Source organism: Arthrobacter sp. 10N410, from assembly GCF_056394945.1.
Genome location: NZ_JBFTIP010000001.1, coordinates 294,363 through 307,417 on the forward strand (window position 1 = coordinate 294,363; position 13,055 = coordinate 307,417).

Sequence of the window (13,055 nt, forward strand, 5' to 3'; positions counted from 1 at the left end):
AGGAGAACAGAATGAACGAGCAAAGCAACGGGCAGCTCCATGCGCCCTCCCGCACCGAAGGCCAGACAGGGCCGGCGCAGTCCAGCGGGCGGGGGGAACAGCCACGCTTTACGGTGGACAAGCCGAACTCGAAGAACAACGAGGCCGTCCTGGGGCCTTTCACGGTCCGCGACCTCACCGTCTTCGGCTCCACGCTGGTGCTTTTCATCGCCTCCCTGATTCCGATGTTCGCCGAGCGCTACAACCTGTGGAACCTGGGCAGCCTCTTCTTCCTCGGCCTCGGCGTGCTGCTGCCGGTGATCGTCGCTGCGCTTTTCGTGGCGCGACGGGTCAGCCCGGGCACGAAAATCCGGATCGGCTCCCTCTCGATTGACCAGTTCGCCTCCGTTGTGGCGTCCTTCAGCCTGGCCTTCTTTTTCCTGGCGACCGCCGGCGCGTTCGTGCCGAGCCTCCTGCTGGGCCTCGTCGGCGCGCTCGGCCTCTTCACCGCGACCGTACTGGCGCGGCTGATTCCCAGCCTCGCCGGTGATTTCCTGCACCGCGCCGAAGTCCCCGCCCACGTTGTGGCACGCGAAGCCGCGGAGCCGGTCCGCAAGCCGCGTGCCCCCAAGGCCCCCAAGGCTGCCAGCGACGCCAAGACTCCCAGGGCGGGAGGCGGCGCGCTGGCCGGTTGGGCCAAGCGCATAGCCCCCGGCAAGCAGGCGGGCGAGGCCCAGGCCGCGCCGCAGGCCCACGAAGCCCACGGGGCATCGACGGGTGCCGCTGCCGGCACCGCGGCCGGTGCTGCTGCAGGTGCCGCCGGTGCCGCTGCCGCGTACGCCCGTCCCGCGGCTGCCGAGCCGGCCACTCAGGCGCACGGCGTCGTTCCTTCCGCCTCACCGGAGCAGACCGCTGCCGCCCTCCCGTCCCCGACGGCGGCGTACGCCCCGTCTGCCGCAGGAGAAGCGGTGCCTTCTGCCGCCGAGCAGACCCAGGCTGCCACGGCGCCCGCCGCGTCCGCTCCGGCAGAGTCCCCGGTCACCTCTCCGGTCACTTCTCCGGCACCCGCCGCGCAGGGCGCGGGTCTGGAAGCGACCCAGGCGGCCAGCATCCCGGCGGGGGCATCGGCCGCGGCACCTTCCGCCGCAAGCCATGAAGCCCCCACCGCCCTCACCCCGCAGGTCCGTTCGCAGGAACCGATCGGCGCCACCGTGGACCCCGCAAGCCGTCCCGAGAGCGAGGCGGCCCAGCCTGCCTACGAGGCCTTCTGGTTCGCCGTCGCCCAGCCCCGCACCGCGGTGGACGAGCGCAGCGGCGCCCCGGCGTTCGTCGTCGAACCCGGCGGCTGGGTCCTTGCCCTTGAGGACCGCGGCCACGAGTTCCTGGTCCAGCACACGGACGGCCGCGTCGGCGTGCTCCGGGACCTCAGCAACATCGAACGCGGCTAGCCGGACCGTGGCCACCGAACCCGGCAGCGCGAAAACCGGCAACGCGAAACCCGGCAGGGCGAAAACCGGCACAGCCAAAACCGGCACAGCGAAGCCCCGTGCGCAGGCTGGCGGGGAGACGCTGCTGGGGCTCAAGCGCCGCGCCCGCCGGATCAACAAGGCACTGGCCGAGCAGTATCCCTATGCGCATGCTGAGCTGGATTTCCGCAGCCCGTTCGAACTGGTGGTGGCCACGGTGCTCTCGGCCCAGACCACGGACGTGCTGGTCAACCAGATCACGCCGCTGCTGTTCGCCCGGTACCCGGATGCCCGCAGCATGGCCGAGGCCGAGCCCGCCGACCTGGAAGCCATCATCAAACCCACCGGGTTCTTCCGGGCCAAGGCGCGGAACCTGATGGCGCTGGGCACCAAGCTTGTCGACGACTACGACGGCGAGGTGCCCGGCCGGCTGGAAGACCTGGTGAAGCTGCCCGGCGTCGGACGGAAGACCGCCAACGTCGTCCTGGGCAACGCGTTCGGGATCCCCGGCATCACGGTGGACACCCACTTCGGCCGGCTGGCCCGCCGCTTCGGCTGGACGGACTCGGACGATCCGGTCCGGATCGAATCCGACGTCGCCGAATTGTTCGAGCCGAAAGACTGGACCATGCTCTCGCACCGAGTCGTCTTCCACGGCCGGCGCGTCTGCCATTCCCGCAAACCGGCCTGCGGCGCCTGCGCCGTGGCGAACTGGTGCCCCAGCTACGGAGCCGGCGAGACCGATCCGGAGAAGGCCAGGAAGCTGCTGAAGTACGAACTGGCCCCGGGCCAGGAAGAACTGCTGGCGAAGCTGCTGGCCGAAACCCACCGGGCCGCGGAAATCCGGATGGAATCGCAGAGAAGGCCGCAATGACCGCCCGCCAGGACCTGATTGACCTTGTAGCCGCGGTGCAGGCCGGGACGGCCCCGTCGCCGGATCCGCGCTGGCGCGAACTGGCCGTTGAGCCGGGCGAACGGGTGCGCCGTGCCGCCGTGCTGATGCTGTTCGGCTCGCTGGACGATGTCCCGGCGACGTCGGTGAAGCTGCTGGCGCCGGCGGACCTGGACGTGCTGCTGCTCCAGCGCGCGCAGACCCTCGACGACCACCCGGGACAGGTGGCGTTCCCCGGCGGCGGCATCGACCCCGGCGAAACCGTGGTTGAGGCCGCCCTGCGCGAGGCCGAAGAGGAAACAGGACTGGATCCGCAGGGCGTTGAGGTCCTCGGCGTCATGCCCGAACTGGCGCTGCCCCGCGGGAACTTCCTGGTCACGCCCGTCCTTGGCTGGTGGGCGTCCCAGTCACCCGTCCGGGTAGTGGACTACGGCGAGTCATCACAGGTCTTCCGGGTGCCCGTCCGGGACCTGCTCGACCCCGACAACAGGGTGATGGCAACCGTCAGCCGGGCCGGCCAGACCTTTCAGAGCCCGGCCTTCACCGTCAACGGCGTGGTGGTCTGGGGTTTCACCGGCATGATCCTCAACCAGCTGTTCGACCAGCTGGGCTGGTCAGTCCCATGGGACCGGACGCGCCTGCACGGGATCGACGGGTAGCGGCGCGCCTTCGCTAGCGCGCTGTCAGCAGCGGCGCAGGCCGCGAGGACGACGTCGCGGCGGGCTTGCTCGCGGACTGGGTGACGGTCTTCCGGGCGGAGCGGTCAACGACCAGCCCGGTTGCGGCGTTCTCGCGCACTGCCGTGATGCCGGCGGCCGCTCCCTTGATGGTGTTAAAAAGCGGTGAAACGGCAACTACTGTCCCGTCCGGTGCCGTCAGCTTGAAGAAATACGACTCGTCTCCGGCCGCTGCAATCTCGAATACGCCAGCCACTGTGCTGCCTCCCCGGTTCCCTGCCTCGTTGCATTTGCGCCGGCGGATCACTCGGGATCTTCGCCGGCCTTTTTCGACTGTAACGGGGCCCACGGAGCAGGCGCAACGCTACCGGCGGGTACGTTACCCGGGGCGTCCGGCCCGGCGTCGGGCAGCGGTTGAGGGCAGCTATTTGGCGTTGTCGTAGGAGTCCACGACGGCGATGCTGACCGGAAATTCCACCGGGATCCTGCCGAACAGCAACTCCTTGGCGGCTGCCGCGGATTCCTCGATCGCCCGGATGCAGGCATCGACGGCGTCGGCAGGGCAATGGACCATGACCTCGTCGTGCAGGAAGAAGACCAGTTCCCCGGCGGGTGAGCCGTCGGCGCGCAGTCCCCGCAGCCGCCGTCGTAGTTCCGCCAGCCAGCAGGCCGCCCAGTCGGCCGCGGAACCCTGCACCACGAAGTTGCGCGTGAACCGTCCGCGAGAGCGCGCCAGCGACTCGGCCCGGCGTTGTTCCTCCGCGGTGGCGGACTGCTGGCTGTGCAGCCACCGCTCCGAAGGCGGCGGGCTGCTGCGGCCCAGCCGGGAGGTGACGGTCTTACCCGCCTCGCCCTCGCGGGCTGCCTGCTCCACGAAGCCGACGGCGCGCGGGTAGGTCCGGGCCAGCTGCGGCATCAGCCGGCCGGATTCGCCGGTGGTGGCGCCGTATATCGCGCCGAGCAGCGCGACCTTGGCCTTGGCCCGGTCACCGCCGAAACCCTGAGCGGCGATGCCGGCGTAGAGGTCTTTGTCGCGGGCGGCTTCCGCCATCTTGGAATCCTGTGCCAGCGCCACCAGTACTCGGGGCTCCAGCTGCGAGGCATCCGCGACGATCAGTTTGTGGCCAGGGTCGGCGTGGACGGCGCCTCGGATCTGGCGGGGGATCTGTAGCGCCCCGCCGCCGCGGGAGGCCCAGCGTCCGGACACGACCCCGCCCACCACGTATTCGGGCTGGAAGCGGCCGTCCTTGACCCAGGCATCCAGCCACGCCCAGCCGTTCGCGGCGTGGAGCCGGGCGAGCTTCTTGTAGGCCAGCAGCGGCTCGATCGCCGGGTGGCTGGATTCCTTCAGCTCCCACTGGCGCGTGCTCTTCACCTCGATGCCGTTCCGGTGCAGGGCCCGCATCAGTTCCTGCGGGGAGTCGGGGTTCAGTGCCGGGGACTGCAGCAGCCGGCGGAGTTCGCTGTTGAGGGCCTCGAGCTTGGCCGGACGGTGGCCCTGCGGCGGACGCGGACCGAGGTAGTCGGCGAGGATCTGTTCGTGCAGCTCCTCGCGCCAGGGAACGCCGGTGTGCTGCATCTCGGCGGCGATCATGGCCCCGGCGGACTCGGCGGCCAGAAGGAGCTGGAGCCTTTGCTTTCGGCGGTCCCCGTCCAGAGCGACGCCCGCCAGTGCTTCCTGCTGCGCGGCGTACTCGGCGCGCAGCTCCTCGGGGGAGTGCCGCGGCGCAGCGCGCAGGCCCGGGTCCTCAAACAGGGCGCCCTGGTCCGCGGGCGGCGGAGGCGGCTGCAGGGCCCGTGGCGGCTGCTGGACGTCGTCATCCTGGGTGAGCTTCTCCGCGTTCCGGGCATACTCGGTGTGCGCAGTGAACTCCGAATGGGCCAGGATGGCGCCGCACAGCGTCAGGTCATGGCAGCGTTCCAGCTCGACCCCTGCGGCCAGCAGCGCCGGGTACCAGTCCTGCGTGCGGTGCCAGATCCAGCGCGGCCGCTGCAGCTCCAGCTGCCGCACGACGCCGGGCAGCTCGGCGGCGCTGACGATGCGTGGTTCCGGGGCGGCGGGATCGGGAGCGCCCGACGGCGTGAGTCGTTGTAGGGCTGCGCCGTCGGCGTGGGCGGCGAGCAGCAGATGCATAGGCTCAATTCTGCCCTGTCGTTGTGCTTCCGGCGGACCGGCTCGGGCGGGGGTCGTACCGGCCCGCCGGGACAAGCCGGGCGGGGCCGGGCCGCGCCCAAGTCGGGCCGGGCCGCGCCCAAGTCGGGCCGGGCAGCGCCGGGCCAAGCCGAAGGCGGCCCGGTTTTCCACATAGCCGAAGACGGCGGGCGGCTGCGGCGTCCGCAGCGCCGAAAGTGGAGGCATGAGCAGGCATCAATTACCCGAGCCAGTTACCAGTAAGGCGCCGTCCCGACAGCCCGTGTCCAGGGCCGGGCCCCCAGCGGTACCGGACCCGGGGCCAGACCCCGGTTCGTGGCTTCCCGACGGGGCGGCGGAGACGCTGCTGGTCACCGGGTCCGAGGTCCTGCGGGGGGAGGTGGAACGGATTGTGGCCGCGGCGGGCCGGCAGCTTAGCCTGGCGGGGGATGCCGCGGAAGCGGTCCCGTACTGGGACTCTGCTGGCGCAGTGCTCGTGGGCAGTGACGTCCGGGAACTCCCGATCCGGCGTCGTGCACCGGCCGTTCTTGTAGGACTGAGTGGTGAGGGCGACAGGCTTTGGCAGCTGGCCGCGGCCATGGGTGCCGAACGGGTGGCCGTCCTCCCCGAGGGCGGACCCTGGCTCGCCGAGTACCTCAGCCGATCGCACGCCCCGGATCCGGGCGGGCATGTCCTCGGCGTGGTTGGTGGCTGCGGCGGCGCCGGGGCAACCACCGCCGCGATCTGGCTGGCCCAGGCCGCCGCGGGGCTGGGAGCCAGAGTCCTTTTGATCGACGGAGACCCCTGGGGCGGCGGCCTCGAACTGGCCCTCGCCGCCGAAGAAGAACCCGGGCTCCGTTGGCCGGACCTCGCCGAGGCCAGCGGCAGCATCGATCCGGATCAGCTCCACGAGGCGCTGCCCGAAGCGGGCGGGTTCTCTTTCCTGTCCTGGCCGGGCAGCCGGGAGCGGCCGCAGGCCATCGACACGGCCGCGGTCGTCGGGGTGCTCGACGCCGCGCGTCGCTGCTACGAGCTGGTGGTGCTGGACGTCGGCCGCGGACGCGAGGCACTGCGGACCTTCGCCTGGGAATGCGACCGGGTCGTCGTGGTGCTGCCCGCCCAGCTCCGGGCGGCGGTGGCATCCGCCCGTTTGGTGCCGGAGCTACCGCCTGTAGAGACCGCACTGGTGATCCGGACGAAACCCGGGGTCGCGTTCGACTACCAGCTGATTTCCCAAGCCGTGGGGCTCCCGGTGCAGGGCATTATGCCCGAGGTCCGGGGGACGGCCGCCGCCACCGAACTCGGGCGCCTGCTGGACGCCGGGGGACGGCGGAGCGTTCAACGCTTCACCGAAGGAGTTCTGGCCTTCAGCACGGAGGGGTTCCCGTGAGTTCGCATCTGGCCGCGGACCCGCCGGAGCCGGAGCGTCCACGGTTCCGCAGGCAACTGCGCGCGCCCCAGCGGCGGGTAGATGCGCGGCTGCTCGAGGCGGTCCGCGAATCGGTCATGGCCGACGCCGGCCCGGTCACCCCGTCAAGGGTGGCGGCGGCCGTGCAGGCCAGCGGCAAGCTCCTTGGCACAGCGGGTGCCTTGGCCGCCGTCGAAAGCATCAGCGCGGAACTGAATGGGCTGGGACCGCTGCAGCCGCTGGCGCGCGACCCGCTCGTGACGGACATCTTCGTCAACGGTCCGGACTCGGTGTGGCTGGACCGTGGCCGCGGGCTTGAACGCGCCCCGGTCGCCTTTGCTAACGAGGCCCAGGTCCGAGCCCTCGCCGCCCGACTCGTGGCCGCCGGCGGCCGGCGGCTGGATGACAGCTCGCCCTGCGTGGATGTCAGGCTCGACGGCGGCTACCGGATCCACGCAGTGCTGCCGCCGATCTCCACGGCCGGAACGCTGCTGAGCGTGCGGATCCGCCGTGAGTCCGTTTTCTCGCTGGACGAGCTCTCCCGTGGCGGTATGTTCGGTCCGTTCATCCAGGACGTCCTCACGCGAATGGTGGCGCGCCGCCTGAGCTTTCTGGTGAGCGGCGCGACGGGCTCGGGAAAAACAACGCTGCTTGCCACGCTGCTCGGGCTCTGCGGACCTGGGGAGCGGCTGGTCCTGATCGAGGATGCTTCGGAGCTCAACCCGGTGCATCCGCACGTGGTGTCCCTCGAATCGCGCCACAGCAACCTGGAGGGCGGCGGCGCCGTTGATCTCGGCGAGCTGGTCCGGCAGGCCCTGCGGATGCGGCCCGACAGGCTCGTGGTGGGGGAGTGCCGCGGCGCCGAGGTCCGGGAGCTGCTCTCCGCGATGAACACCGGGCACACTGGAGCCGGCGGCACCATCCATGCCAACACCGCCGCCGCGGTCCCGGCCCGGCTGACGGCGCTCGGCGCGCTCGCGGGGATGGGGCCGGACGCCGTGCGCCTTCAGGCAGCCAGCGCCCTCGACGCCGTCGTCCATCTGGAACGTACACGGTTAGGCCGTCAGGTGGCGTCCGTGGGACTGGTCGGAGAAGGCGTGTCAGGCCTGGCCGTAGCCGTGGCGCTGGCAACGGTGGGCGGCGAGGTACGCGCCGGGCCCGCGTGGCCCGAGCTGGCGGCCCGTCTGGGCCTGGACCCGGCTGCTGGCCCCGGGACCGGCGTGCCCAGCCTGGCGGCCGGCCCGCCATGACGACCGTCTTGGCCGGAATTCTGGCCCTCGCGTCTTGGCTGGCATTCGCGCCGCCAGGGGCGTCCGGCCGGCGCCTCCAGCGGGCTCTGCGCTCCGTGGGCGCCGCCGGGGCACCGGCCCTCGGGCGGCCGGGACAAGGACGGCGTGGGCGCTTAGCGCTGTGGCGCGGGACGGGTAGAGCCGAGGCGGTGGTCCCCATGACCGTGGTGGTGCAGCAGTTGGCCGCCTTGCTGAAGGGCGGCCGGACTCCTGCGCGGCTGTGGGAGGAACTCTGGCTTCTCTATGGTGACCTGCGGGAGCCGGACCGGACGAAGGGCGGGGGTGGGCGCCCGAACCGCGCCGCGCCCACTCATGGTCTGGGCGCGACGTCGCTTGCGATCCTGGCCGCAGCCCGGGCTGCGGCCTTGAGGGGTTCCCCGGTCGCCGCGGCCATCCGGAAGGGCGCCGGGACCGGCACCGGCAATGCTGCGCGCCGCGGCCCCGGCGGAAGGGAGCGGGCAATCTGGGTGGAACTCGCGGCCTGCTTCGACATCGCCGAGGCCACCGGCTGTCCCCTCGCCGAGGTCCTGACGCGCTTCGCCGCTCACCTGGAGGCCCAGGACGACGCCGAAGCCGCACGGCAGACCGCACTGGCCGGGCCCAAGGCCACCGTCCGGATCCTGACCTGGCTGCCCTTCCTGGGGCTCGTCCTCGGTGTCCTGCTCGGCGTGGATCCCTCGACCATCCTGCTCGGCACCCCCTTGGGCATGGCGGCCCTCGTTGCTGGGCTGGCCCTTACGGCCGCGGGCCGGATCTGGTCCGCCCGTCTCGTCCGGGCCGCTGCCGGGCGGCAGCGGTGATACCGCAGGCTGGCGGTCTCGCTGTGGCCGGCCTGCTGGCGTCCGCAGTGATCGTGGCGCTCGCAGACCAGCGGCGCGCGGGCCTGCGCTGGAGGCGGCTGGGCCGGCGTCCGCCTGGTAGGGCTCCCGCGGGTGCCCGACCGGACGGCACAGGCGCGGCGGCGGATCACGTGGGCGGCCTTCGTGATCCGGCCATGATGTTGGAATTGATCGGTGCCATGCTGGACGCCGGATCCGGGCTGGGGCGCTCACTGGAGCTGATCGCCGTCCACGCCGACCCCGCGATCGGGCGTCCGCTGGTCCCGGTCGTCTCCGCCCTCGCGATCGGCGCCGACTGGGAGACTGCATGGCGTAGTTGCGGCGCGATCCCCGCCCAGTTGCAGGCCCTCCGCGATGCCCTGGGTTTCGCCGCGCTGACCGGCGTGCCGTCCTCGGCCATCCTCTATGCGCAGGCCGCCCGGCTCCGCCGCGAGCAGTTCCGGACCGCCGAGCAGCGGGCCGCTGCGTTGGGCGTGAAGCTGGTCATCCCCCTGGGGCTGTGTTCGCTGCCCGCCTTCGTGTGCCTGGGCATTGTGCCGGTATTGCTCGCGATGGTGCCGCATGGCTCCTGACGGCTGCCGCCCGGCGCGCCGACTCGTCCTCCACAGCCGAAGTTGTCCACTTGGCCATGCATCGCCCTTACCGGCGACGGGCGCGGGCGCGACATTGGAATCAGCCGGCAACTGCGCCGGCATCGCCTGAGAGGAAAGCTCATGACACTCCACCGAAACGCCCCCGCCGGCTCCGACCGCGCGGACGCCGACACCGGAACCGCGGAGGTGCGGGAGATCTACCCCGGCGCCCGGCAGGCACCGCCGGTGCGGGACTCTTCCCGGCCGGCCCGCAGCTGGAAAAAGCTCCCCGGCTCCGAAGCGGGAATGGCCACGGCTGAATATGCCATTGCCACGCTGGCCGCCGTCGGCTTCGCCGGCTTGCTCGTGCTGATCATGCGCAGCGACGAGGTCCGGGGGTTCCTGCTGAACCTTATCCGCACGGCGCTGGCACTGCCGTGACCCGGGGATCCCGGAGTGCGCCGGCGGCCCCGGCCAAGGCGTCCGCACAACCGGGATGGTGCCTGCCGAAGCACCTGGACGCAGCGAAGCGGGGATCCCGTGCGGGCCAAGCCGCAGCAGCCGCCCGGGGCGCGGTAACGGCCGAGTTCGCCGTCGCGCTGCCAGCCGTTGTGCTGCTGCTGGGGTTGTTGCTGGCGGGGTCCGCCGCGGGGTTGACGCAACTCCGGCTGGAGGAAGCCGCGCGAGCCGGCGCGAGGGCGCTCGCGCGCGGTGAGGACGCCGCCGCCGTCGGCGGAATCGTCCGGCGGTTGGCCGGTGATTCGGCGCTGGCCGCTGTGGCCTCCGACGGGGTCTGGCTCAGCGTCACGGTGTCCGGAACCGTCAGCGGTGCGATGGGTCCGCTGGTTCCGTGGACCCTTACCGCGAAAGCGTGGGCGAGGAGTGAATCCTCTGACGCGCCTGCCCTCTCCGCTCCCGCGACGGCGGATCTTGCCCTGGGCTGGCGCGCGTGATGCCGCCCGTGGTGCGGGACCCTGAACTGGGTGCGGGCAGCGCCGTGGCGTTGGGCCTGGGGATGGTGCTGCTGCTCGCGATGACCGCTGTCGTCTTGCTGGGCCAGGCCGCGGTGATGGCGTCGAAAGCCGCGGCTGCGGCGGATCTGGCGGCACTCGCAGCCGCGGATGCCGCCCGTGGACTCTCCGCCGGCGAGCCGTGTGCCGTCGCCGCCGACGTCGCCGGCCGCCATGATGCGCGGCTGGTGGGCTGTTTGGTCGAACCCGGCGACACCGTCCGGGTCCGCACGGAACTGCGATCCCGCACGGTGTTCGGTCCGGCCACCGGCCTGGCGAGGGCCGGACCTCCGCCGGCAGAGGACCCCGGACCGGCTCCCGGGATCCGGGATCCGGTAAGCGGGCGCCGGACTAACCCGGCTGGCTGATGACGTGCCCGGCGGCCGGGGCTGCCCCCTGCTCCTCGGCAGGGCCGCCCATAAGATCGGTGGCGTCGGTCAGCAGCATCTCAATCAGCGTGACGGCGGCGTCCTTGTCCAGCGGGTTGTTCTTATTGCCGCACTTGGGGGACTGCACGCAGGACGGGCAGCCGGACTCGCACTCGCAGGCCTTGATGGCGTCGCGCGTCGCGGAGAGCCACACCCTGGCCTTGTCGTAGCCGCGCTCGGCGAAGCCGGCCCCGCCGGGGTGGCCGTCGTACACGAAGATCGTAGGCACCCCGGTGTCGGCGTGGATGGCCGTGGACACTCCGCCGATGTCCCACCGGTCGCTGGACGCCACCAGCGGCAGCAGCCCGATGGCCGCGTGCTCGGCCGCGTGCAAAGCCCCCGGGAACTGCGCCTCGATCAGCCCCGCGCCCGTCAGGGAGCGGTTGTCCATCACGAACCACACCGCCTTGGTGAACAGGTCCCGGGCGCCCAGTTGCAGCGGTTCCTCGCCGAGGATCTCGTTCGAAATCAGCGCCTTGCGCTGGAAGGAGACCACCTGTGTCGTCACTTTCACGTCACCGAAGTGCACCGCGACGTCCCCCCACTGCGTGGTGCGGAGTGTCTCCAGGACCTCGATCTGCGTCACGTCGCGCGCGGTCGTGTAGTAGTCGGGGTTGGCCCGGCGCACCACGACGCAGTGCTCGCCTTCGTTCAAATCCTCGACGACGTAGCTCTCGCCCTGATGAACGTAGATGGCGCCGGTGTGCGCCTGATAGTGGGTCTGGGGTGAATCCATGGTGCCGAGCAGGGAGCCGGTGTCAGCGTCCACGATGCTCACCGGACCGCCGCCGTCGGCCCGCAGGTTCACCATGGCCGCGGCGCTCTGGGGGTGGGTCCAGAACCAGCCCGCGGGGCGTTTGCGCAGGTAGCCCTGGACCACCAGCTGGTCCAGCAGCTTCTCGGCTGTCGGGCCGAACAGCTCCAGCTCCGCATAGCCCAGCGGAAGTTCCGCCGCGGCGGCGCACAGGTGGGGGCCCAGAACGTACGGGTTGGAGGGGTCGAAGACCGTCGCCTCTACCGAGACGTCGAAGATCGCCTCCGGGTGGTTCACCAGATAGGTGTCGAGCGGATCGTCGCTCGCGACGAAGGCGGCAATGGCGTCCTGTCCGGCGCGGCCCGCCCGGCCGATCTGTTGGAACAGCGACGCCCGGGTTCCCGGCCAGCCGGCGACCAGAACCGCGTCGAGCCCCGAGATGTCGATGCCAAGTTCGAGCGCGGAGGTGCTCGATACACCCAGCAGCTCGCCGGAGCGCAACGCCTTTTCCAGTGCCCGCCGTTCCTCCGGCAGGTACCCGGAACGGTAGGCCGCCACCCGCTGCGGCAGGCTGGGGTCCACTTCGTCCAGGAGGCGCTTGGTGATGGAGGCGATCGTCTCGGCGCCGCGGCGCGATTTGATGAACGCGATGGTCCGGATCCGGGAGGAGACCAGGTTGGCCAGCAGGTCCGAGGTTTCGGCGACGGCGGTTCGGCGTTCCTTGGCGCCGTTTTCGCCGCGCAGCTCGGTCAGTGCGGGTTCCCAGAACGCCACGGTCGTGGCGCCGTGCGGCGAACAGTCTTCGGACACCGCCCGGACCGGGGCGCCGATGAGCCGGCCGAAGGAGGTGCCGGGGTCGGATGCGGTGGCCGATGCGGCGATGAACACCGGTCCGGGGTGGGACGTGCCGGGGCTGTAGTAGGCACAGATCCGTCGCAGCCGTCGCATCAGGTTGGCCACGTGCGATCCGAACACGCCCCGGTAGCTGTGTGCCTCGTCCACGATCACGTAGCGGAGCCGGCGGAAGAATCGAGCCCACCAGGTGTGGTTCGGCAGGATCCCGAAATGCAACATGTCGGGGTTGGCCAAGATGACGTTGGCGTGGTCCCGGATCCAGCGGCGGGACGCCGGGTCGGTGTCGCCGTCGTAGGTTTCCGCGCGGACAGTGGGGAGCTTGAGCGAGCGGATGGCGGCCAGCTGGTCGGCGGCCAGGGCCTTGGTGGGGGAGAGGTAGAGGGTCACGGCGCCGTCGTCGTGGATCTTGCCCGGGTCGGCGAGGACGCGCAGCTCGGAGCGGTGGACCGCATCCAGCGCCGGCAGCTGGTAGGCGAGGGACTTGCCGGAGGCGGTGCCGGTGGCGATCACCACATGTTCGCCTGCGTGCGCCAGTTCGGCGGCCTGCACCTGATGACGGTAGGGCTCGTGGATGCCGAGAGAGCCGTAGGCCTGCACCAAGTCGGGGTGCACCCACTCCGGCCACGGTTCATTGACGGCCTTCCGGGCGGGAATCGTGCGCACATGCCGCAGCTGTTCCGGGTCCGGGCCGCGGCCCAGCAACGGGATCAGAGACTCATGTGGATTCACTCCAACATTGTTTCACCCGGGCTCAA

13 protein-coding genes are annotated in these 13,055 nt (G+C 71.3%); 10 read left to right on the forward strand and 3 right to left on the reverse strand.

The window, feature by feature from the left end; genetic code table 11:
• The first annotated feature begins 11 nt into the window (after nt 1-11).
• From AC1DB8_RS01415 to AC1DB8_RS01425, 3 genes are all read left to right on the forward strand, one after another.
• Nucleotides 12-1,427 carry a hypothetical protein gene (locus tag AC1DB8_RS01415; RefSeq protein WP_476891998.1) on the forward strand — a complete coding sequence of 472 codons (1,416 nt, stop codon included), beginning with the start codon at nt 12-14 and terminating at the stop codon, nt 1,425-1,427.
• 121 nt (nt 1,428-1,548) lie between these two features.
• Complete coding sequence (gene nth / locus AC1DB8_RS01420; protein WP_476892285.1) at nt 1,549-2,319, forward strand: endonuclease III; 771 nt, start codon at nt 1,549-1,551, stop codon at nt 2,317-2,319.
• Nucleotides 2,316-2,996, forward strand: a complete 681-nt coding sequence (locus tag AC1DB8_RS01425; RefSeq protein WP_476891999.1) for an NUDIX hydrolase — start codon at nt 2,316-2,318, stop codon at nt 2,994-2,996. Before nth ends, AC1DB8_RS01425 begins: the two co-directional genes overlap by 4 nt.
• A gap of 13 nt (nt 2,997-3,009) precedes the next feature.
• Here AC1DB8_RS01425 and AC1DB8_RS01430 read toward each other — a convergent pair whose 3' ends face one another.
• A complete protein-coding gene (locus AC1DB8_RS01430; RefSeq protein ID WP_476892000.1) occupies nt 3,010-3,270 on the reverse strand; it encodes a YegP family protein in 261 nt (86 codons plus the stop codon).
• A gap of 168 nt (nt 3,271-3,438) precedes the next feature.
• Nucleotides 3,439-5,148 carry a bifunctional 3'-5' exonuclease/DNA polymerase gene (locus tag AC1DB8_RS01435; protein WP_441416805.1) on the reverse strand — a complete coding sequence of 570 codons (1,710 nt, stop codon included), beginning with the start codon at nt 5,146-5,148 and terminating at the stop codon, nt 3,439-3,441.
• Between the two features lie 223 nt (nt 5,149-5,371).
• Here AC1DB8_RS01435 and ssd point away from each other — a divergent pair, with 223 nt between their 5' ends.
• From ssd to AC1DB8_RS01470, 7 genes are all read left to right on the forward strand, one after another.
• Entirely contained in the window at nt 5,372-6,535 is a 1,164-nt protein-coding gene (ssd, locus tag AC1DB8_RS01440; RefSeq protein WP_476892001.1) for a septum site-determining protein Ssd, read from the forward strand.
• A gap of 56 nt (nt 6,536-6,591) precedes the next feature.
• Nucleotides 6,592-7,803, forward strand: a complete 1,212-nt coding sequence (locus tag AC1DB8_RS01445; protein WP_476892286.1) for a TadA family conjugal transfer-associated ATPase — start codon at nt 6,592-6,594, stop codon at nt 7,801-7,803.
• Nucleotides 7,804-8,000: 197 nt separating this feature from the next.
• The gene (locus AC1DB8_RS01450) at nt 8,001-8,642 is read left to right on the forward strand and encodes a type II secretion system F family protein (protein ID WP_476892287.1); all 642 of its coding nucleotides are present in this window, start codon (nt 8,001-8,003) and stop codon (nt 8,640-8,642) included.
• Nucleotides 8,643-8,836: 194 nt separating this feature from the next.
• Nucleotides 8,837-9,253, forward strand: coding sequence for a type II secretion system F family protein (locus tag AC1DB8_RS01455; RefSeq protein WP_476892002.1), 417 nt, complete (start codon nt 8,837-8,839; stop codon nt 9,251-9,253).
• 141 nt (nt 9,254-9,394) lie between these two features.
• Nucleotides 9,395-9,694, forward strand: a complete 300-nt coding sequence (locus AC1DB8_RS01460) for a DUF4244 domain-containing protein (protein ID WP_441416809.1) — start codon at nt 9,395-9,397, stop codon at nt 9,692-9,694.
• A complete protein-coding gene (locus AC1DB8_RS01465; RefSeq protein ID WP_476892003.1) occupies nt 9,691-10,206 on the forward strand; it encodes a TadE family type IV pilus minor pilin in 516 nt (171 codons plus the stop codon). Before AC1DB8_RS01460 ends, AC1DB8_RS01465 begins: the two co-directional genes overlap by 4 nt.
• Nucleotides 10,206-10,631, forward strand: coding sequence for an Rv3654c family TadE-like protein (locus AC1DB8_RS01470; RefSeq protein WP_476892288.1), 426 nt, complete (start codon nt 10,206-10,208; stop codon nt 10,629-10,631). The genes AC1DB8_RS01465 and AC1DB8_RS01470 overlap by 1 nt, the downstream gene beginning before the upstream one ends.
• Here the strand turns inward: AC1DB8_RS01470 and AC1DB8_RS01475 are convergent.
• Entirely contained in the window at nt 10,615-13,029 is a 2,415-nt protein-coding gene (locus tag AC1DB8_RS01475; RefSeq protein WP_441416811.1) for a DEAD/DEAH box helicase, read from the reverse strand. The genes AC1DB8_RS01470 and AC1DB8_RS01475 overlap by 17 nt on opposite strands.
• Between the last annotated feature and the right edge of the window lie 26 nt (nt 13,030-13,055).

Bases quoted from the DNA above. Each gene is read 5' to 3' on its own strand.
- ssd (WP_476892001.1), top strand. From the start codon at position 5,372: ATGAGCAGGCATCAATTACCCGAGCCAGTTACCAGTAAGGCGCCGTCC.
- AC1DB8_RS01415 (WP_476891998.1), top strand. From the start codon at position 12: ATGAACGAGCAAAGCAACGGGCAGCTCCATGCGCCCTCCCGCACCGAA.
- AC1DB8_RS01470 (WP_476892288.1), top strand. From the start codon at position 10,206: ATGCCGCCCGTGGTGCGGGACCCTGAACTGGGTGCGGGCAGCGCCGTG.
- AC1DB8_RS01425 (WP_476891999.1), top strand. From the start codon at position 2,316: ATGACCGCCCGCCAGGACCTGATTGACCTTGTAGCCGCGGTGCAGGCC.
- AC1DB8_RS01435 (WP_441416805.1), bottom strand. From the start codon at position 5,148: ATGCATCTGCTGCTCGCCGCCCACGCCGACGGCGCAGCCCTACAACGA.
- AC1DB8_RS01460 (WP_441416809.1), top strand. From the start codon at position 9,395: ATGACACTCCACCGAAACGCCCCCGCCGGCTCCGACCGCGCGGACGCC.
- AC1DB8_RS01450 (WP_476892287.1), top strand. From the start codon at position 8,001: ATGACCGTGGTGGTGCAGCAGTTGGCCGCCTTGCTGAAGGGCGGCCGG.
- AC1DB8_RS01455 (WP_476892002.1), top strand. From the start codon at position 8,837: ATGATGTTGGAATTGATCGGTGCCATGCTGGACGCCGGATCCGGGCTG.